We start from the raw sequence: 17,961 nt of genomic DNA on the forward strand, positions 1-17,961 counted from the left end.
GTCGACAGGACGAGCCATGACCGACACATCTCCCGACGACCCCGCGGTGCGAGGCGCCCGCCGCACCGCGCTCAACGAGGACTGGACCGCCACCATCGTGGGCCTGCTGCTGCTCGCGCTGGTACTCAGCGAACTGCTGCCCGGCTGGCTGGTGCCCTGATGGGCGCCGCAGCGGAGCGCACCCGAGCGCCCGTCGACGCCTCCGTGGCCACGACCGGATGGGCGCTCGTCGGCGTCGCTGTCGTACTGGTGCTGGGCGCGGCCACCCGATACCTCGAGCAGACGATCCCCGCGGCCACAGAGGGCTCGGCATTCGGCGAGGTTGCGGCCGTCATCGAGTACCCGGTGTACGCGATCGTGCTGGGCCTGCTGGGCAACGTGGCGCTCGCCCAGCTCGGGCTGCGCGATCGGCTCGCCGCCGGGTTCCGCACCGAGTTCTTCATCAAAACCGGGCTCGTGCTGCTCGGCGCCTCGATCAACATCGCGGTGATCGTGCGGGTCACCGGACCGGCGATCGCGCAGGCCCTCGTGCTGATCAGCGTCGTCTTCGGGTTCACGTGGTGGCTCGGCGGCCGACTCGGGCTGGACGACAAGCTGCGCGCCCTGCTGGCGTCGGCGGTCTCGATCTGCGGGGTGAGCGCGGCGATCGCCGCGGCGGGAGCGGTCCAGGCGAAGCGCGAGCAGCTCGCCTACACCGCGAGCCTGGTCGTGCTCTTCGCGCTCCCATCGATCTTCCTGCTTCCCGCCCTCGTCGACGCCTTCGACCTCGGCCCGGCGGTGGGCGGGGCGTGGGTCGGCGGCAACATCGACACGACGGCGGCCGTCAGCGCGGCGGGTGCGGTCGTCGGCGAGGAGGCGCTGCAGATCGCCACGATCGTGAAGACCACCCAGAACGCCCTGCTGGGTGTGGTCGCCGTGGCACTCACCGCCTACTTCGCGTTCCGCGTCGAACACAGCGCTGGCTCCGCCCGGCCCCGCGCCAGGGAGCTGTGGGAGCGGTTTCCGAAGTTCGTGCTCGGGTTCCTCACGGCGTCGATCATCGCGACGGTGTTCACCGATGCGGTGGGCTCGGCCGCCGCACGGCCGCTCATCTCCACCGTCAACGACCTGCGGACGATCTTCCTGATCCTCGCCTTCGTCGCGATCGGGCTGGAGTTCCGCGTCGCGCCGTTGCGTGAGGCCGGCTGGCGCCCGATCGGCGTGTTCGCGAGCGCCACCGTGGTGAACCTGGCCGTCGGCCTCGGCCTCGCGGTCCTGCTCTTCTCCGGCTTCTCGGCCGCTCGGCCATGACCGTGCCGGTGCTCGTTTCCCGGCGCGATCGGGACCTGCGCCGCGACGCGAGCGCGCGGTGTCGGACGAACGGCATTCCCGTCCGTCCGACACCTCACGAGGAGATCCCAGTGCCTACCCACAGCCGCGAGTCCATCCACCAGTCCATCGCCGACCGCTTGCTGACCTCGCTCGAGGACCTGGTGCATCGCCACCGCGCCCTCGCCGGGGCCGATGCCCGGCAGGCCGCGCTGCACGCCGAGCTGATCGCCGCCGAGGTGGCGCACGAGCTGGCTGTGGCGCGCAGTGCGCTGCAGCGGCACCCGCGTCTGCACTGACCCCCGTAGCCTGGTCCCATGCTCATCGGGGAACTCGCGCGGCTGACGTCGGTGAGCCCGAGGTTGCTGCGGTACTACGAGCAGCAGGGCCTGCTCACCTCCACCCGGCTGCCCAACGGCTACCGCGACTACGCCGAGAGCGCCCCGATGATCGTCGGGCAGATCCGCGCCCTGCTCGACGCCGGCCTGCCCACCGAGGTGATCCGCGAGGTGCTCCCCTGCGCCGAAGGCAAGCCTCCCCGGTTCGACGCGTGCCCGGGCCTCTCCGCCCTCCTGCAGGAGGTGCTGGAGAACATCGAGGCGCGCATGGACAAGCTCGCCCACCACCGCGAAGCCCTCACCCGGTACCTCGACGCGGCTGCCTCGGCCTCGCGCTGACGCTCCGGGCGGCGGCGTCCAGCTCCGCGGCGACCTCGCGCAGGAGTTCCAGCAGGCGCACGGCCGTGGCGGACGGTGCGGGCCGTGGGAGCACCGCCGCCACCCGGCGCGCCGAACCGGCGCCCGTGAGTGGGCGCAGCACGACGTCCGGCCGCACGCCGTCGGCCGCGAGCGACGCGACCACCGTGAGGCCGAGTCCAGCGGCGACGAATCCCTGCTTCGCGGTCCACTCCCTCACCCGGAACACGTGCTCGGGAGCCGGCTCGGCGGCGGCGAACAGCTCGTCGGCCATGTCGGGTGTGCCCTGCACCCAGCGCTCACCCGCCAGGTCGGCGAGCCGGACCTCGCGAGCCCCGGCCAGCCGGTGGTCGCGCGGCATCGCGACCAGCAGCGGGTCGCGCACCAGATCGACCAGCTCGACGCCGGCCGGCGCGGGTTCGACCGGAACGGCGAACACCACCGCGATGTCGAGGTCGCCCGTCGCGACCGCGCCGGCGAGGTCGACGCTGCCGCCCTCCCGCAGCCGCGGTTCCACCTCCGGGTGGTCCGCCTCCAGCCGTGCGAGGGCCCGTGGCACGAGCGTCGCGTTGGCCGTGGGTACGGCACCGAGGCGCAGCGGTCCGGCCGTGCCGTCCCGCACCGCGGCGAGCGCCGCGACCGCGTCGTCCATCGCCCGCAGCACGATCTGGGCATGCCGGTGCAGCACCGCACCGGCGGCCGTGAGCCGGACACCGCGGGCGTCGCGCTGGAAGAGAGCGACGCCCGCCGCCCGTTCCAACGCGGCGACCCGCCGCGACACGGCCGACTGCGTGTACCCGAGCCGTACGGCCGCAGCGGTGAACGACCCGTGCCGCGCGACGGCGACGTGCAGCCGCAGGTCGGCCGGATCCATGTCCATCGGGAATGCCAGCCCTTCCGAGATGTCGCTACTCGCATCTCTCGCCCCTGCCTACGGTAGGCCGCGTGACTGCCCCGACCATCGGCCTGTTCCTGCACAACGCCGCCGTCCAGTCGGACCCGGCGGTCGCCGCACGAGTGGCCCGGCACGCCGAGGACCTCGGCTACGACTCGCTCTGGGCGGGCGAGCACGTGGTGGTGCCGAGCCCGCGCGTGGCGCCGTCACCGATGGAGCCCGACGAGTCGATCCTCGATCCGCTCGTCCTGCTCGCACACCTCGCGGCGCACACGTCACGCGTGCGGCTCGGCACCGGGGTGATCGTGCTGCCACAGCGCAACCCGCTGGTCCTGGCCAAGCAGCTGGCCAGCCTCGACGTGGTGTCCGGTGGGCGGCTCGTGGTCGGGATCGGCGCGGGCTACCTCGAGCCGGAGCTGACGGCGATCGGGGTGCCGATGGCCGAGCGCGGCGCCCGCACCGACGAGTACCTCGCCGCGATGCGCGCGCTGTGGACGTCCGACACGCCCGCGTACACCGGCACGCACGTCCGGTTCGCGGGCGTCGACGCCCACCCGCGCCCGGTGCAACGCCCGCTCCCGGTGGTGATCGGCGGCCGGGCCGCGGCGGCCCACCGGCGCGCCGTTCGCGACGCCGACGGCTGGTACGGCTACATGCACTAACCGGAGTCGACTGCGGACCACGTCGCCGCGCTGCGCAAGGCCGCCGCGGCCGCCGGGCGGGACCGGGCCTTGCACATCTCGGTGACCCCGGAACGCCGGCTCGATCCGGCCACCGTGCAAGCCTACGCGGACGCCGGGGTGGATCGCCTCGTCGTCGCCCCACGCCCCGATGCGGGCGCGGACGCCCTGCTCCGCTTCCTCGACCGCAACGCGCCGGGCGCGGTGATCAGCCGGTGAGAGCGGGCGGCGGACGAGCAGGCCGGACACGGAGCGCTACAGCATCCCCGCCAGCTTGTACGCCACCAGCGAGCCGGCGACCGCGACGTTCAGGCTGAGCCCCGTGCCGATCATCGGGATCTCCACGACGTCGTCGGCCAGTGCGAGCGCCTCCGGCGGGACCCCGTCGCTCTCGTGACCGAGCAGCACCACCGTCCGCTGCCGTGCGGCCGGCAGGTCACCCAGGCGGATCGCCTCGTCGGCGAGCTCGACGGCGAGCAGCCTGCTGCCGGCGCGCCGCTGCGCCTCCAGCCAGCGCAACGGGTCCGGGACACGGTGCACGCAGCTGCGACGCCGGAGGGTGTTGCCCTTCTCCACCGCCCGCCGGACCCACGCCTCCCGAGGCACCACGAGGCAGGCGCCGACCGCATCGCAGGTGCGCAGCAGCGTTCCCAGGTTGGCGTCGTGCTTGGGCCAGAGCGGGGCGAGCAGGAGGTGGTCCCAGCAACGGTGGCTGCGGGGCCTGCGCTGCCGGCGCAGGTCGGAGCGGCTGCGCGCACGTGGCGCGCCGGGCTCGGTCATCGACCGCGCGGGCGGTTCCCGGCGAGGAGGAGTTTCATCGGCGGAGCGCTTCGCGGTGCGCCCGGACCATCGACGGAGATCGCCGGCAAGACTACCGGGAACCGGCCCCGGCGCGGCCCCGGCGCGCGACGCGCCCGGAGAAGAAGATCTCTTTCGGGTGAATCGTGACTCCTTCCGTCCCTGCTCGTTGCACCCCGTGCGGGCGCCGGTGGCTCGGCCAACCGGGCGAGGGAACGTCGATCGGGTGGAGATGACGGTGCGCAGTGCCACGCTGGTCCGTAGTGCGCTGGCCGGTGCGGTGGTTTGCCTGATCGTCGTCGGCGTCACGGCGCCGGCACTGGCCGGTGACGGCGAGGACGTCTGCCCGGACGCGGGCCCGGTCGAGGCCCTGCTGCACGGCGGGGCCTGCAGCGAGGAGCAGCCCGACCACGCGCCGGCGCCGGGCCGTCTGCTCAACCCGCAGTTCCCCGACTTCCCCGACTTCCCCGGCCTCGACGACGAGGACGGCGATCAGGACGACGACGAGTCCGACGACGCCTCCGAGGACGACGAGGACGCGCAGTCCGAGGAGGCCGACGCCGACGAGTCCACGGACGAGGACACCGAGGACACCGCGGCGGCCGCCGACGAGGGATCCGACGACGCCGAGGGTGCCGCCACGGACGAGGAGGCCGCCGTTCCCGCGGCCGCAGAGTCGGATGACCGGCCGGCCAGGAAGGCCCCCGCCGCGGACTCCGGGGCCGGCGCCGCCGTCGGGTCCGCCGTGCTCCCCGGCGTCGGCGACGCCGTCGACCGCGAGAGAGCGCCCGGCCTCGACTGGACCGGTGCGCTCACACCGGGCCGGGCCGAGAAGCCGGACCCGCGGCCCACACCCGCGCCGGCCCCGATCGAGGACGAGCCCGTCGCCCCGCCGGCGCCCGGGCCGGAGCACACCCCCGACCTCGCCGCCGTCGCGTTCGCGACCTCGTTCCCCTCACCGATCGAGGCCCGCTGGAACCTCGGCGCGGTCCTGCCGAGCCTGGTCCTCACGCTGCTGCTGCTCGCCGCGCTCGCCCTCCCCGTCGGCCTGCTCAACCGCGCCGCCGCCGACCAGCCCCACCGGGTCGAGGCCATGCTGGCGCGGCTGCGCATCCCGCCGGGCGCCGGGCGGCCCGCACCGGCGGTGTTCCTCACCGCCGTCGCGATCACGGCGGTGGCCGGCGCGGTGATGCTCGGGTTCCTCACGCCCGAGTTCCCGTTCGACACGTCCGCACCGGCGCTGCTGGTCGGACTCGCCGTCGCGTTCGTCCTGGTGACCGCGGCGCAGCAGGGAACGCAGCTGCTGTACGTGGCGCACTGGTGGGGCGTCCGCTGCCACGTCGGCCCGGTTCCCGGGTTCCTGCTGCTCGGCGCGGTCGGGGTGGTGCTCTCCCGCGCGCTGGGTCTCGAGCCGGGGCTCGTACTGGGCACGCTGATCGCGTTCCGCACCGCGCGCCCGCTGCGCTCCGACGAGGAGGGGCCCGCCGTCGCGCTCGCCGCCACCGCGCTGACCGCCCTCGGCGGCGCGGCGTGGATCCTGCGCGAGCCGCTCGTCACCGCGGCCGGAGCGCCCGGGACGTTCCTCGCCGACACGGTCGCAACGGCGCTCACGGCCACCTCGGTCAGCGCCGCGGCCAACCTGCTGTTCGCGCTCGTGCCGCTGTCGTTCCTGCCCGGTGCGGCGCTGCTGCGCTGGTCGCCGGGGCTGTGGGCGCTCTTCGCCTGCACGGGCGGCTTCGCGTTCGTGCACCTCTCGGTGCGGCCTGCGACCGACGTCCTCACCGGCGGGACGGGCGCGCTCGGCGTGCTGCTCGGGGTCTACCTCCTCGGCGCGGCCGCGCTGTGGACGTGGCTGCGCTTCGGCGCAGGCCGGACCGGTCGCGCCGCCCAGCCGGGCACCGCCTGACTAGGGGAGCACTTAGGCCGTGTCTAGGCGAAGGCGCGGCGAGGGGTGGCGGCCGACACGCCTCCGACGGCCCAGTTGTCGGGCTGCACCGGGATGACCTCTCCGTGCACCAGCCTGCGGTCGACGCCGAGCACGTCGACCAGGAGGTCGGTGAGCGCGCCCAGCAGCCTGCGCCGCAGCTCGGCGGGGCGGTCGGTGAACACGACCGCCGTGAAGTAGGGGGCCGACCGCCCGTCGGCCGGGATGCCGCCGTTGGCCCACAGCTCGGGCCGGTGGAGCGTGACGTGGGCCCGCACCCTGTCCCGGGGCACCTCCGTGAGCTCGGCGTAACGGGTGCTCATCGCGACGAGCAGCTCCGCGTGCTGGGCGGGGGTGTGCAGCCCCTCGACGAGGTGGACTTCCAGGACCGGCATGCGCACACCGTAGGGAGCGGCCAGTGGCCGAACAAGATCCGTGATGTTGCGATTCAGCCCGGCGGCGCGTTCACGACGGCGGGCTGCTCACGCTCCCACGCGAGGAAACGCTCGGTCTCGGCGAGGAAGGCCCCGCCCAGCCACAGCGCGATCACCCCGTCGTCGGCGAAGCCGAGCAGCGGGATCAACGCCTCGGGCACCACGTCGAGGGGTGAGACCAGGTAGGCCAACGCGAGCAGGATCAGCCCGATCCGGCCGCGCGACAGCGCCGGGTACCGGCCCGTGACGGCGGCTCCCAGCAGGCGCGGGAGGGCACGGAGCCGCTCCCCCATGGCCGGTGTGCCAGGGCGCCGCGACCGTGTCACTGCGCGCCACAGTGCCGTGAACGCCGCGATCCGCCGCGGCCCGATGCTCGCCACGATCACATCAACGCAGGCGCGCCCCGCGAAGTTCCGTTCCGTCCCGGATGCCCTGATCGGGTACGGGCGACCCGCCTCACAGGCACCTACACCGGCACGGGCTACTGTCGAGCCGGAGCACCACAACCGCATTCCCGGGGGATACATCCGATGGGCCTCATTCCGCGCGCGGGCGCGTCGGCCGCCCTCGTCGTCACGATCGGTGCAGTGCTGCTCGGGTGCGGCAGTTCGGTGGCCGACGCCGACGCGCCCGACCCCGCACGCAACGCCCCCGCGCCGCCCAACCCGTTCTGCGCCGCCGCCCAGGCCAACCTGGAGGCGATCCGCCCGCTCAACGGGCTCGTGGCGCAGGGCCAGGTTCCCCGCGACCAGCTGGCGAACACCGTCGCCGCCGTCCGCAGGGCCGGGCAGGACATGGTGTTCGCCGCTCCCGACGACATCCGCGTCGACGTGGAGCGCACGGTGCAGGCGCTCGACATGCAGCTGGACGTGCTGGTGGCGAACGGTGGCGACCAGACGGCGCTCTCGCGCGACACCGAGCTCGTGAACCGGCTCAACTCCCCCGAGTTCACCGGGGCGGGTGAGCGGGTGCGCGCCTACGTCGAGCGCAACTGCAGGGCGGGCGCGGCCGGCACCCGCCGCTGACCGCCCAGTGCTCCAGCTGTAGATCGTTGTGTCCATGATCGCCGCGAGCAGTACCGCATTGCTGCCGCGTCCGCACTGACGTGCTGCCCGCGGCGATCAACCCGCCGCCAAGGCAACCCGGGAGGAGAAGCCCGGAGAGCGGGCGATCGCCGGTCCTCCGAGCCGGGAACGGCGCGCCCTCCGCAGCCCCACCCGACCAGATCGACTCGGTGCCAGCGGCATGATCCGAACTAGTGCTTCCCGCCGGAGGTTCGTCGGGGGTATCGGTGGATCCAGCTTCTCGCTGGGCGTGGCGGCGGACGGCCCTCGTACCGGGCGTACTCGGGCTGTTCGCCGCTGCGTCCAGCGTGGAGCTGGGCCGCCGAGACCCTTGGCGAACCTCCGGCGGGGAGCACTAGCGGTTCATGCGCCGCGGTGCCACCGCCGGGCCGACCTGACGGCGCCGCACAAGCGACTAACGCCCGAGCGCGCGGCGGTTGCGGCGCTTCACCGCCGTGTAAGCGGCGGCGCCCACGAACGCGACGGCGCCGATCACCAGCGCCCATGTGAGGAACTGGAAGAGCGCTCCGAGCACGGTGAACGCGAGCCACACGAGCAACACGCCCCCGAGAACCTTCAGCACCATCGCCCCGGCCTCCTCGCCTCACCCATCCGACGCGTGGCGCGCCTGCGAAGTTCCCCGCGGGCACCGAGACTTGCCACAACAACTATCGCGATATATCGTGATGGCACACGAGCCAGTCAGGTTCGTCAATGAACAGGAGAACGACATGAACGAGCAGAACACTCCCTGGCCCGGCGCCCCGTTCGGGTTCCGCGGCCGCCGCGGACCGCGTCGAGGGCCGTTCCGACCCGACGGTCCAACCGTGCCGCCGTTCGCCGGCCCCGGCGAGGGCGAGGAGGCCCTGCGCGGGCACCGGCACCGCAGGCACCCCTTCGGCCCCGGCTTCGGGCCGCCCTTCGGCCCCGGGATGCGCGGCTTCCCCGGCCCACGCGGCAGGCGCGGCCGCCGGACGTCGCGCGGCGACATCCGCACGGCGGTGCTCGCGCTGGTCGCGGAGCAGCCGCGGCACGGGTACGAGATCATCCAGGAGATCGCCGACCGCACCGGCGGCGTGTGGCGGCCGAGCCCGGGCTCGGTCTACCCCACGCTCTCCCAGCTGGAGGACGAGGGCCTGGTGCGCGTCGAGCAGGCCGATGGCAGGCGCGTCGTCCACCTCACCGAGGAGGGCACGCGCTACGTCGAGGAGCACCGTGCGGAGCTGGACGCCGTCTGGGCGTCGGTCGGCCGGGATCCCGACGACGAGGACGTCGCGGAGCTGTGGGAGCAGCTGGGTCAGCTGCACGCGGCCGCGGCGCAGGTGATGTCGGCGGGCGCGCCGGAGCAGATCGCGACGGCCACCACCACGATCACCGAGGCCCGCAAGGCGATCTACCGCCTGCTGGCCGAGTAGAGGGGGCCGTGAGGGGATACGGGTGCCAGAGCGCTCGTATCCCTCATGGGTCAGGCGCGGACCGTGGGCATCCCCGGGACGAAGTCGGGGTCGATCTGGGCAGCCAGGTCGGCCCCGACGGCTCGGTTGCCCCAGGCCGCCGCGTTGCGCAGGTGGAACTCCACGGTGTCGCGGTGGTAGGCCGCCCAGTCGCGCTCCCGCGCGTCGAGCGCGGTGAGCACGGCGTCGAGCACGGCGAGGTTCTCGGGCTCGAGGGCACCCACCGGCGCCACGGACCCGCGCTCTGCGGCCCGCACCCACGCCGACTGGCCGAACCACCCCAGCAGCGCGTCGCCCACCTGCTCCCGCAGGTAGGCGGCGTCCTCTGCGTCGGTCACCTTGTTGCCGAGCACCCGCAGCTCCACGCCGTGGCCGCGGGCGTGCTCGGCGTACTGCTGGTACACGCCGATCCCGCGCCGCGTGGGCTCGCTGACGAGAACGGTGAGGTCGAACCGGGTGAATAGGCCCGATGCGAACGCGTCTGCACCTGCGGTCATGTCCACAACCACGTACTCACCGGGACCGTCGACGAGGTGGTTGAGGTAGAGCTCCACCGCGCCGGTCTTCGAGTGGTAGCAGGAGACGCCGATGTCGGCCTCGTCGAACTCGCCGGTCACGAGGTGGCGCACCCCGCCCGCCACCGCCGAGTACCGGGTCAGCAGCTCGCCGTCGGGGTCGAGGTCGAGCAGGCGCGAGCCGCGACCGGGGGGCGTCGTCTTGATCATCGCGTCCGGGCCTGCGATGCGCGGATTGGTGCCCCGCAGGTGCTCCTTGAGCCACGGCAGGTCGGAGCCGAGCGCGCGGGGCGGCGGGCCGTCGTACCCCAGCGCCTGACCGAGGTGCTGGTTGATGTCGGCGTCGATGGCGAGAACCGGCTTGCCGAGCTCCGCGAGGTAGCGGCTGAACACGGCCGCCGATGTCGTCTTCCCACTGCCGCCCTTGCCGACGAACGCGATGCGCACGCCGCCTCCTCTCGCCTTCGCCGGAACCCTGTGCGCAGATGATAATCATTGCCACTATCGGGTGAGGGGAGCGGGTCGCGATCTCGCCAACGCCCGACGCCAGTGCTCCGTGACCGACCGCCGCAACCGTTCCGTGTCGACGGCCCGCGGATCGAGGAGCCGTTGCAGCCCGACGCCGCGGAGTTGCCCGACGACGGCGATCGCGACCTCGTCGGGTGCGACGTCGGGCCGGATGGTGCCGTCGGCGATCCCCGCGGCGACGTCCTCGCGCAGATCGGCACGGAACGCCTCGTCCCGCTGGCGGAAGATCGGGGCCAGCTCCGGTGCCGTGGTCGCCTCGGCCCACAGCAGCAGGAACGCGCGGTTCAGCACGCCCACCTCACCCAATGCTCCGAGGTATCCCTCGATGAGCCGCAGGAGACGGTCCAGGCCGGGCGGAAGTCCGTCGAGCCCGGGCACGAACCCGGTCTGCGTCGCGAGCGCCAGGCGTTCGAGGAGCGCCTGCTTGGACCCGAAGTGGTGGGTGACGAGGCCACGGCTGTAGCCCGCCCGCTCGCCGACGCGCGCCAGCGTCAACGAGCGGACCCCCTGTTCGACGACCAGTTCGGCGGCGGCGCCGAGCAACGCGGTTTCGGCCTGCTCGCGGCGCTCCTTCTGGGTCCGGCGGGCGGTGGTCACGAGGAGCACCTTAGCAAAAACTTGTCATGCGACCAACAAGTGTGCAGGGTTGACGCCGTTGCCCCGAGTGGAGGTTTCGATGATCGAGATTGACGAGCGCGCCCTGGATGCCCTGCTGACCGAGGACCCGGGCGGTCCCGTCGTGATGCTGAACCTGTTGAGGTTCCGTCCGGACGGCGGCCGGGAGAGCTACCGGCGTTACGCCGAGGCGCTCGGGCCGGCGATCAACCCGCGGTACGGGCTGCAGGTGGAGTACCTCGGGGACGGCGGACGGGCGCTGGTCGCCGAGGACGGCCAGGCCTGGGACATGGTGGTGCTGGTGCGCTACCCGAGCCGGCAGGCGTTCGCGGCGATGATCCGCGACCCCGAGTACCAGGCGGTGTCCCACCTCCGCAGCGAGGCGCTGGTGGAATCGGTCCTGCAGCCGACCGTGCCGCTCACGGGCGTGGCCTGATGCCCACGGTCTTCGTGCACGGCAATCCGGAGACGGCGGCGGTCTGGGATCCGCTGCTCGCCGAGCTGGAGGCCACCGGTGCGGCTCGTCCCGGCCTGATCCGCCTGTCCCCGCCCGGGTTCGGTGCGCCGGTGCCTGCCGGGTTCGGGGCAACCGTCGGCGAGTACCGCGACTGGCTGATCGGCGAGCTGATGCGCTTCGCCGAGCCCGCCGACCTCGTGGGCCACGACTGGGGCGGCGGGCACGTCCTCAATGCGGTGATGAGCCGTCCGGACCTCGTACGAAGCTGGGTCAGCGACGCGATCGGGATCTTCGACACCGACTACGTCTGGCACGAGCTCGCCCAGCGGTGGCAGACGCCCGGAGTCGGAGAAGCCGATGTGGCCGCGCGGTTCGGCGCGCCCGTCGACGAGCGGGTCGCCACGCTCGTGGAGCGTGGGATGAGCGCGACGGTGGCAGAGCAGGTGGCCCCTGGCCAGGACGCGGTGATGGGTCGGGCCGTGCTCGCGCTCTACCGCTCCGCCGTGCAGCCGGTGATGGCCGAGCTCGGCCGCGACCTGGAACGCGCGGCGCAACGGCCGGGACTCGTCGTGCTCGCCACCGCGGACCACGTGGGCGGGACGGCCGAGCAGCGGCGCCGCGCCGCTCGCCGAGCCGGTGCCCGGGTCGAGACCCTCGACGGGCTCGGCCACTGGTGGATGACGCGCGATCCCGCCCGGGGCGCCCTCGCCCTCGCCGGCTTCTGGACGTCCCTGGACAACGGGTGACGGCGGACCGCCGCGGCGAGGCGGAGGCCCCGGATCAGCGGGACGCGCCCTTCCGCACCGGAGTGGCGCGCCGCGTGGCCAGCACGGTCCGCAGGGACGGCACGACGATGCCCTCGGCCGCCATCTTGCGCCGCGCCCGCCTGCGCGCCACCAGGACGCCGACGAACGCGACCACCCAGACGACGTACTGCACCGTCCACGCCACGCGGAACGCCTCCGGCGTGTAGCCGCCCGGTCCGGCGATCCCGAGCACCACCCCGATGGCGAGCGAGACGGTGAGCGTCGCGGAGAAGCCGGCCATGTTGATGATCCCGACGGCGGCCCCCTGCCGGTGGCCGGGGTTGAACGTGCGCGCGTAGTCGAAGCCGATCATCGAGGTCGGTCCGCCGAGCGCAAGCACGACCACGAGGAGGCCGAGCAACCACGGCGGCGCGGGCGGCGCGACGGCCAGCACGGCCGTCCAGACCGCGACCGTCGTGACGATCACGGCGAGGACCAGCCAGGACCGCCGGAAGGGGTGCCGGGCCGTGAACTCGCCGAAGAGCGGCCCGGCGACGATCCCGGCCACGACGAGCAGCGTCAGCATCGCGCTCGCCGCGCCCGTCGAGAAGCCCTGCCCGGCCACCAGGTAGGGCACGCCCCACATCAGCGCGAACACCTGGCCGGAGAACTGGGTGCCCATGTGGGTCCAGAAGCCCAGCCGGGTGCCCGGCTCGCGCCACGAGCAGACCAGCCCCTGCAGCACCGCACGGGGTGACTGCGCGGGTGGCGGGGCGGGCGCGCCCGGCGGGCGGTCCCGCACGACGGCGAACGCCGCGAGTCCCACCGCGACGCCGAGCGCCGCGGCGGAGACGAACGCGGGCGTCCAGCCGGAACTGTGCAGCACCGCGGCGAGCGGCACTGCGGACAGCACCTGGCCGAGCTGGCCGATCAGGCCGGTGAGCTGCGTCATCAGCGGCACGCGGCGGGCCGGGAACCAGCTCGTGACGACCGAGAGGACGCTGATGAAGGTCAGCGCGTCGCCCGCGCCGACCAGCACCCGAGCGAGGATCGCGAGCGGGAGGTCGGCGGCGACGGCGAGCACCAGCTGGCCCGCCGCCATCGTGAGCGAGCCGACGACGATCAGCTTGCGGGCTCCGAAGCGGTCGAGCAGCACCCCCACCGGGATCTGCAGGCTCGCGTAGACCAGCAGCTGCAGCACCACGAACCCGGCGAGCATCGCCGGTGCGGCGTGGAACCGCGCCGCGGCGTCGAGACCCGCGACGCCGAAGGAGGTGCGGTGCATCACCCCCACCAGGTAGGCGGCCAGACCGATCGACCAGACGACCCAGAGGCGATGATGCAGCTTCATCTCGGGTCCATGGTGCCCCCGCGCGCGCGGAAACGGGATGCTGTGCGGGCAGACTCACGTTGCACTCGGACAGATGTGCGACGGGCGGGGCCGCGGGCCCCGTCGAGAGGCGGAGGTGTGCCGTGCTGGATCCGGCCGGTCTGTACGAGATGGCGCCCGATGCGCCGCAGCTTGACGAACCCGTGCTGCTGGTGGCGCTCGACGGGTTCGTGGACGCGGGCAACGCGGCCCGGCTGGCGGTGGAGGCCCTCGTGGAGGGCCGGGAGCCGCGCCTGGTGGCCCGCTTCGACGTCGACCAGCTCGTCGACTACCGCTCGCGCCGCCCGCCGCTGCGCTTCGAGACCGACCGGTGGGCCGCGTACAGCCGCCCCGAGCTGGACGTCGTGGCGCTCACCGACACGGGCGACACCGGCTACCTGTTGCTCGCAGGACCGGAGCCGGACATGCAGTGGGAGCGGTTCTGCGCGGCCGTCGAGCAGATCGTGCGCACGCTTGGGGTCCGGCTGGTGATCAACCTCACCGCGATCCCGATGGCGGTGCCCCACACCCGGCCGATCGGCGTCACGGTGCACGGCACCAGCCCGGAGCTGACCGAGGGCCACGAGGCCTGGTTCGCCACGGCGCACGTGCCGGGGAGCGCCGTCGGGCTGATGGAGTTCCGGCTCGGTGAGGCGGGGCTGGACGCCATGGGCTTCGCGGTGCACGTGCCGCACTACCTCGCGCGGGCCGAGTACCCACAGGCGGCGCGCGTGCTGCTGGACCACGTCGGCCTGGCCGCGGGGCTGTACCTGCCCACCGAGAGCGTCACGAAGGCCGCCGAGCGCACCGAGGCGGAGATCGCCGAGCAGGTGGCGGGCTCCGAGGAGGTGCGGCAGGTCGTGGAGGCGCTCGAGCAGCAGTACGACATGGTCTCCTCCGGCCGCGCGGAGCGGTCCAGCATGGGGCTGTCGGGCGAGCTCCCCAGCGCAGACGAGCTCGCCGCGGAGGTGGAGCGCTTCCTCCGGGGAGAGGACGACAACGGCGGCTCCTGAAAGTTACCGGCGGGTTGTGAACTACTCACCCCCGGCGCGACGCTCGTGTCGGTGCCCCCGGTGACGGTGTCCCGGTCGGATCCGCGACCGAGGAGACCACGATGTGTGTGTTCTCCCGGGCATGATCAGTTCCACAGTGTGGGTCTGATCTTGATCGCACGTATCTCCGCAGATCGCGCGGGTAACGAGGCGGTCCCCATCCGCCCCTTCGAGTTGACGCCGAGGCCCGGTGGATCGATGGTGGCCCCAATCGTGAGTCGTGGGAAGGGGGCAGGCTCGGGCGCACGCCTGAGCCACACCACATGACCGTTCATAAAGAAGACAACACAATCGACACGCCACTGCCGGATCCCGCCGCACCGATCACCACCGCCGAGCAGCGCCAGCCGGTCGACTGGGCGATCTTCGGGATCGCCGCGGGCCTCGTCGTCGCGTTCATCATCTGGGGCATCGCCTCGGTCGACACCCTGAGCGCCGTCTCCTCGGCGGTGCTCGCCGGCATCATGAACGCGGGTGGCTGGGCGTTCGTCCTCGTGGCGAGCGGGTTCGTGGTCTTCGCGCTGTGGCTCGCGTTCAGCAGCTACGGCAAGATCCCGCTCGGCGGCGACGACGAGGGGCCGGAGTTCCGCACGGTCTCGTGGATCGCGATGATGTTCAGCGCCGGCATGGGTATCGGTCTGATGTTCTACGGCGTCAGCGAGCCGCTGACGCACTTCACCGATCCGCCGCCGGGCACCGTGGCCGCCGGCACGCCCGAAGCGCTCGACGTCGCGATGGCCACCACGCTGTTCCACTGGACGCTGCACCCGTGGGCGATCTACGCCGTGGTCGGGCTCGCCATCGCCTACAGCACGTTCCGTCGCGGCCGCCGGTCGCTGATCAGCTCGGCGTTCGCGCCGCTGCTGGGCGAGCGCCGCACCGAAGGCGCGTTCGGCAAGTTCGTCGACATCCTCGCGATCTTCGCCACGCTGTTCGGCTCGGCGGCGTCACTCGGTCTCGGCACGCTGCAGATCGGCGCTGGGCTGGAGGCAAACGGCCTGCCGCCGACCCAGCTTCCCCTGCTGCTCGGCATCATCGCGGTGCTCACGATCGCGTTCGTGGCCTCAGCGGTGTCCGGGGTCGCCAAGGGCATCCAATGGCTGTCGAACATCAACATGGTGCTCGCGGGGATCCTGGCCCTCTTCGTGTTCGTAGCGGGCCCGACGATCCTCATCCTCAACCTGATCCCCACCGCCATCGGCGACTACTTCGGGGACATGGCCCAGATGGCCGCGCGCACGGCGGCCACCGGCGGCGACGCCACCGCGGAGTGGCTGTCCGGGTGGACGGTCTTCTACTGGGCCTGGTGGATCTCCTGGACGCCGTTCGTCGGGATGTTCATCGCCCGGATCAGCCGCGGCCGCAGCATCAAGCAGTTCGTCGTCGGGGTGCTGCTCATCCCGAGCCTCGTGAGCCTGCTGTGGTTCGCCATCTTCGGCGGCGCCGCGATCCAGGCGCAGCGCAGTGGCACCGACCTCGCGTCGGCCGACACGGAGGGCCAGCTGTTCGGCCTGCTGCACTCGATGCCGCTCGGCGGGCTGATGAGCGTCATCGCCATGGTCCTCGTCGCGATCTTCTTCGTCTCCGGCGCCGACGCGGCGTCCGTGGTCACCGGCACGCTCTCACAGCACGGCACGATCCGGCCCACCCGCTGGGTCGTGGTGTTCTGGGGCGTCGTGATGGGCGCGATCGCGGCGATCATGCTCGCCATCGGGGCCACCCAGGCCGGCGAGGGCGAGCAGGACGAGGCGCTCACCGGGATCCGCGACATCACGATCATCTCGGCGGCCCCGTTCGCGCTCGTCATGGTCGCGTTGTGCATCGCGCTGGCGAAGGACCTGCACGACGACCCGCTGATGCGCCGCGACCGGCGCGCGGTCGCGGCCGTCGAGCAGGCCGTCGACCACGGCACGAAGACCTACGGCGACGAGTTCGTGGTGGCCGTCAAGCCGCACCCGGACGTGGCGGCGCGCAACGGGGACTCGTCGCGCAAGGACGTGGTTGAGGAGACCTAGCCTCCAGCTGTAGCTCGGCATGCCCGGGTGCGGGCCGCTTCCCGCCGGCGACGATGGCCGGCGGCGCAGCACTAGATCGTCTCCAGCACCACCTTCCCGGTCACGCGCCGCTCGTCGATGAGCGCGAGCGCCTCGGCGGCGCGGTCGAGCGGGAGGGTGGTGCTGATCAGCGGGTCGAGCGCGCCCGAGCGCAGGTGGGGCATCAGCTCGCCCCACTGCTCCTGCAGGTAGCCGGGGCGCGCGAAGGCGTAGGCGCCCCAGCCGACGCCCACCACGTCGATGTTGTTGAGCAGGAGGCGGTTGACCTTCACCGTGGGGATCTCGCCTGCGGTGAAGCCGACGACGAGCAGCCGGCCCTCGGGGGCGAGGCAGCGCAGGGAGTCGGTGAAGCGGTCGCCGCCCACCGGATCCACCACGAGGTCGACGCCCGCGCCGCCGGTCAGAGCCTTCACCGCGTCCTTGAACCCGGCGGCGAGCACCGCCTCGTGCGCGCCTGCGGCGCGGGCGACCTCGGCCTTCTCCTCGGTCGACGCCACGGCGATCACCCTGGCGCCGAGCGCGACGGCGAGCTGGATCACCGCCGTGCCCACCCCGCCCGCCGCGCCCTGCACGAGCACCGTCTGACCGTCGCGCAGGTGCCCGCGCACGAGGAGGGCGAAGTGGGCGGTGAGGTAGTTCATCGGCAGGCACGCGCCCGCCGGGAAGCCGATCCCGTCCGGCAACGGCAGGACGACGTCGGCCGGGACGGCCACCGCATCGGCGAACGCGCCCGTGGTCGTGAACGCGGCCACGCGGTCACCGGCCCGCAGCGGGGAGCCGTCCGGTGCCTCCCGCACGATGCCTGCCACCTCGGACCCGAGCGTGAAGGGCAGCTCGGGCCGGTACTGGTAGAGCCCCTTGGTCTGCAGGACGTCGGGGAAGTTGACCCCGATCGCCCGCACGTCGACGAGCACCTGGTCGGGTTTCCGCTGCGGTTCCGGCACGTCACGCACCTCGACCGCCGCCGGCCCGTCCAACCGCACCACCTGCACCGCGCGCACCCGATGACCCCTTCGTCGACCGTCCGTCCGCCGGGACACTAACCCGTCAGAGGCGTCCCTTGACCGGGTCGCCTGCGGGCAGCGGCGTCATCGTCACGACGTCGGCCGGCCCCTCGAGAAGCCCGTCGATCGCCGCGCGGAGGCGCTTCACCGGCTCGCCCACCGAGTGGGCGTCGAGCAGCTCCTGCGACTCCCACTTCTCGAGGAGCACCAGCGTGCCGTCCGCGGCGTCGTGCAGCGCGTAGAGCAGGCAGCCGTCCTCGGCGTGGACGTCGGGGAGCGCGCCCTCGATCGCTGCCCTGGCGTCCTCGCGGCGCCCGGGCAGCGGGCGGAAGACGGCGGTGACGACCACTGGCTGCGACATGAAGATCT

The 17,961-nt window shown here is 73.1% G+C and carries 23 protein-coding genes; 13 read left to right on the plus strand and 10 right to left on the minus strand.

Translation table 11 applies throughout. The features are described 5' to 3' along the window. The first annotated feature begins 16 nt into the window (after positions 1–16). From FHX44_RS41990 to FHX44_RS06775, 4 genes are all read left to right on the plus strand, one after another. Positions 17–160, plus strand: coding sequence for a hypothetical protein (locus tag FHX44_RS41990; RefSeq protein ID WP_170308800.1), 144 nt, complete (start codon positions 17–19; stop codon positions 158–160). Beyond that, positions 160–1,290 carry a YeiH family protein gene (locus tag FHX44_RS06765; protein ID WP_147254682.1) on the plus strand — a complete coding sequence of 377 codons (1,131 nt, stop codon included), beginning with the start codon at positions 160–162 and terminating at the stop codon, positions 1,288–1,290. Before FHX44_RS41990 ends, FHX44_RS06765 begins: the two co-directional genes overlap by 1 nt. 110 nt (positions 1,291–1,400) lie before the next feature. After that, positions 1,401–1,607, plus strand: coding sequence for a hypothetical protein (locus tag FHX44_RS06770; RefSeq protein ID WP_147254683.1), 207 nt, complete (start codon positions 1,401–1,403; stop codon positions 1,605–1,607). 18 nt (positions 1,608–1,625) lie between these two features. Beyond that, entirely contained in the window at positions 1,626–1,985 is a 360-nt protein-coding gene (locus FHX44_RS06775) for a MerR family transcriptional regulator (protein ID WP_147254684.1), read from the plus strand. Here FHX44_RS06775 and FHX44_RS06780 read toward each other — a convergent pair. Continuing rightward, positions 1,945–2,883: a LysR family transcriptional regulator gene (locus FHX44_RS06780; RefSeq protein ID WP_212612362.1), complete on the minus strand. Its 939-nt coding sequence runs from the start codon at positions 2,881–2,883 to the stop codon at positions 1,945–1,947. The two genes, FHX44_RS06775 and FHX44_RS06780, sit on opposite strands and share 41 nt — an antisense overlap. Before the next feature lie 65 nt (positions 2,884–2,948). Between FHX44_RS06780 and FHX44_RS06785 the strand changes: the two genes are divergently transcribed. Continuing rightward, a complete protein-coding gene (locus FHX44_RS06785) occupies positions 2,949–3,560 on the plus strand; it encodes a TIGR03619 family F420-dependent LLM class oxidoreductase (protein ID WP_212612363.1) in 612 nt (203 codons plus the stop codon). A 69-nt stretch (positions 3,561–3,629) separates the two neighbouring features. After that, positions 3,630–3,797 (plus strand): hypothetical protein, encoded by a 168-nt coding sequence (locus tag FHX44_RS42685; RefSeq protein WP_212612364.1) that lies wholly within the window; start codon positions 3,630–3,632, stop codon positions 3,795–3,797. 36 nt (positions 3,798–3,833) lie between these two features. Here the strand turns inward: FHX44_RS42685 and FHX44_RS06790 are convergent, their stop codons facing one another. Next, positions 3,834–4,358, minus strand: coding sequence for a TrmH family RNA methyltransferase (locus FHX44_RS06790; RefSeq protein WP_147254685.1), 525 nt, complete (start codon positions 4,356–4,358; stop codon positions 3,834–3,836). Positions 4,359–4,602: 244 nt separating this feature from the next. Between FHX44_RS06790 and FHX44_RS41995 the strand changes: the two genes are divergently transcribed. Further along, positions 4,603–6,282, plus strand: a complete 1,680-nt coding sequence (locus FHX44_RS41995; protein WP_170308801.1) for a hypothetical protein — start codon at positions 4,603–4,605, stop codon at positions 6,280–6,282. Positions 6,283–6,305: 23 nt separating this feature from the next. Here FHX44_RS41995 and FHX44_RS06800 read toward each other — a convergent pair whose 3' ends face one another. Both FHX44_RS06800 and FHX44_RS42690 read right to left on the minus strand, forming a co-directional pair. Beyond that, positions 6,306–6,695, minus strand: a complete 390-nt coding sequence (locus FHX44_RS06800; protein WP_147254686.1) for a tautomerase family protein — start codon at positions 6,693–6,695, stop codon at positions 6,306–6,308. Between the two features lie 53 nt (positions 6,696–6,748). Next, a complete protein-coding gene (locus tag FHX44_RS42690; RefSeq protein WP_212612365.1) occupies positions 6,749–7,027 on the minus strand; it encodes a YkvA family protein in 279 nt (92 codons plus the stop codon). A 237-nt stretch (positions 7,028–7,264) separates the two neighbouring features. Here FHX44_RS42690 and FHX44_RS06810 point away from each other — a divergent pair, with 237 nt between their 5' ends. Continuing rightward, on the plus strand, positions 7,265–7,759 hold the full coding sequence (locus FHX44_RS06810) for a hypothetical protein (RefSeq protein WP_147254687.1): 495 nt from the start codon (positions 7,265–7,267) through the stop codon (positions 7,757–7,759). 454 nt (positions 7,760–8,213) lie between these two features. Here FHX44_RS06810 and FHX44_RS42000 read toward each other — a convergent pair whose 3' ends face one another. Next, positions 8,214–8,384, minus strand: coding sequence for a hypothetical protein (locus tag FHX44_RS42000; protein WP_170308802.1), 171 nt, complete (start codon positions 8,382–8,384; stop codon positions 8,214–8,216). A 145-nt stretch (positions 8,385–8,529) separates the two neighbouring features. On the opposite strand from FHX44_RS42000, the gene FHX44_RS06815 reads away from it, so the two are divergent. Next, complete coding sequence (locus FHX44_RS06815) at positions 8,530–9,213, plus strand: PadR family transcriptional regulator (RefSeq protein ID WP_170308803.1); 684 nt, start codon at positions 8,530–8,532, stop codon at positions 9,211–9,213. Positions 9,214–9,263: 50 nt separating this feature from the next. Here the strand turns inward: FHX44_RS06815 and FHX44_RS06820 are convergent, their stop codons facing one another. Next, complete coding sequence (locus tag FHX44_RS06820; protein ID WP_147254689.1) at positions 9,264–10,214, minus strand: ATP-binding protein; 951 nt, start codon at positions 10,212–10,214, stop codon at positions 9,264–9,266. Positions 10,215–10,268: 54 nt separating this feature from the next. Continuing rightward, positions 10,269–10,892, minus strand: coding sequence for a TetR/AcrR family transcriptional regulator (locus FHX44_RS06825; protein WP_147254690.1), 624 nt, complete (start codon positions 10,890–10,892; stop codon positions 10,269–10,271). A gap of 79 nt (positions 10,893–10,971) precedes the next feature. Between FHX44_RS06825 and FHX44_RS06830 the strand changes: the two genes are divergently transcribed. After that, positions 10,972–11,346 (plus strand): DUF1330 domain-containing protein, encoded by a 375-nt coding sequence (locus tag FHX44_RS06830; RefSeq protein ID WP_147254691.1) that lies wholly within the window; start codon positions 10,972–10,974, stop codon positions 11,344–11,346. Further along, positions 11,346–12,113, plus strand: coding sequence for an alpha/beta fold hydrolase (locus FHX44_RS06835; protein ID WP_147254692.1), 768 nt, complete (start codon positions 11,346–11,348; stop codon positions 12,111–12,113). Before FHX44_RS06830 ends, FHX44_RS06835 begins: the two co-directional genes overlap by 1 nt. A gap of 34 nt (positions 12,114–12,147) precedes the next feature. On the opposite strand, the gene FHX44_RS06840 is transcribed toward FHX44_RS06835, so the two are convergent. Then, positions 12,148–13,464 (minus strand): MFS transporter, encoded by a 1,317-nt coding sequence (locus FHX44_RS06840; RefSeq protein WP_147254693.1) that lies wholly within the window; start codon positions 13,462–13,464, stop codon positions 12,148–12,150. Between the two features lie 122 nt (positions 13,465–13,586). Between FHX44_RS06840 and FHX44_RS06845 the strand changes: the two genes are divergently transcribed. Then, positions 13,587–14,495: a proteasome assembly chaperone family protein gene (locus FHX44_RS06845; protein WP_147254694.1), complete on the plus strand. Its 909-nt coding sequence runs from the start codon at positions 13,587–13,589 to the stop codon at positions 14,493–14,495. Positions 14,496–14,797: 302 nt separating this feature from the next. Next, on the plus strand, positions 14,798–16,549 hold the full coding sequence (locus FHX44_RS06850) for a BCCT family transporter (protein ID WP_147254695.1): 1,752 nt from the start codon (positions 14,798–14,800) through the stop codon (positions 16,547–16,549). Between the two features lie 71 nt (positions 16,550–16,620). On the opposite strand, the gene FHX44_RS06855 is transcribed toward FHX44_RS06850, so the two are convergent. Together FHX44_RS06855 and FHX44_RS06860 are read right to left on the minus strand one after the other, a co-directional pair. After that, a complete protein-coding gene (locus FHX44_RS06855) occupies positions 16,621–17,589 on the minus strand; it encodes an NADPH:quinone oxidoreductase family protein (RefSeq protein WP_147254696.1) in 969 nt (322 codons plus the stop codon). Positions 17,590–17,635: 46 nt separating this feature from the next. After that, positions 17,636–17,953, minus strand: a complete 318-nt coding sequence (locus FHX44_RS06860) for a putative quinol monooxygenase (RefSeq protein WP_147254697.1) — start codon at positions 17,951–17,953, stop codon at positions 17,636–17,638. Between the last annotated feature and the right edge of the window lie 8 nt (positions 17,954–17,961).

The organism is Pseudonocardia hierapolitana (genome assembly GCF_007994075.1).
GTDB classification, from domain to species: domain Bacteria; phylum Actinomycetota; class Actinomycetes; order Mycobacteriales; family Pseudonocardiaceae; genus Pseudonocardia; species Pseudonocardia hierapolitana.

Coding starts and splice junctions, on each gene's coding strand:
- FHX44_RS42690 (WP_212612365.1), bottom strand. CDS start 7,027: ATGGGGGAGCGGCTCCGTGCCCTCCCGCGCCTGCTGGGAGCCGCCGTC.
- FHX44_RS06780 (WP_212612362.1), bottom strand. CDS start 2,883: ATGGACATGGATCCGGCCGACCTGCGGCTGCACGTCGCCGTCGCGCGG.
- FHX44_RS06790 (WP_147254685.1), bottom strand. CDS start 4,358: ATGACCGAGCCCGGCGCGCCACGTGCGCGCAGCCGCTCCGACCTGCGC.
- FHX44_RS06800 (WP_147254686.1), bottom strand. CDS start 6,695: ATGCCGGTCCTGGAAGTCCACCTCGTCGAGGGGCTGCACACCCCCGCC.
- FHX44_RS06810 (WP_147254687.1), top strand. CDS start 7,265: ATGGGCCTCATTCCGCGCGCGGGCGCGTCGGCCGCCCTCGTCGTCACG.
- FHX44_RS42000 (WP_170308802.1), bottom strand. CDS start 8,384: ATGGTGCTGAAGGTTCTCGGGGGCGTGTTGCTCGTGTGGCTCGCGTTC.
- FHX44_RS06840 (WP_147254693.1), bottom strand. CDS start 13,464: ATGAAGCTGCATCATCGCCTCTGGGTCGTCTGGTCGATCGGTCTGGCC.
- FHX44_RS06860 (WP_147254697.1), bottom strand. CDS start 17,953: ATGTCGCAGCCAGTGGTCGTCACCGCCGTCTTCCGCCCGCTGCCCGGG.
- FHX44_RS06775 (WP_147254684.1), top strand. CDS start 1,626: ATGCTCATCGGGGAACTCGCGCGGCTGACGTCGGTGAGCCCGAGGTTG.
- FHX44_RS06765 (WP_147254682.1), top strand. CDS start 160: ATGGGCGCCGCAGCGGAGCGCACCCGAGCGCCCGTCGACGCCTCCGTG.
- FHX44_RS06815 (WP_170308803.1), top strand. CDS start 8,530: ATGAACGAGCAGAACACTCCCTGGCCCGGCGCCCCGTTCGGGTTCCGC.
- FHX44_RS06830 (WP_147254691.1), top strand. CDS start 10,972: ATGATCGAGATTGACGAGCGCGCCCTGGATGCCCTGCTGACCGAGGAC.
- FHX44_RS06835 (WP_147254692.1), top strand. CDS start 11,346: ATGCCCACGGTCTTCGTGCACGGCAATCCGGAGACGGCGGCGGTCTGG.
- FHX44_RS41990 (WP_170308800.1), top strand. CDS start 17: ATGACCGACACATCTCCCGACGACCCCGCGGTGCGAGGCGCCCGCCGC.
- FHX44_RS06850 (WP_147254695.1), top strand. CDS start 14,798: ATGACCGTTCATAAAGAAGACAACACAATCGACACGCCACTGCCGGAT.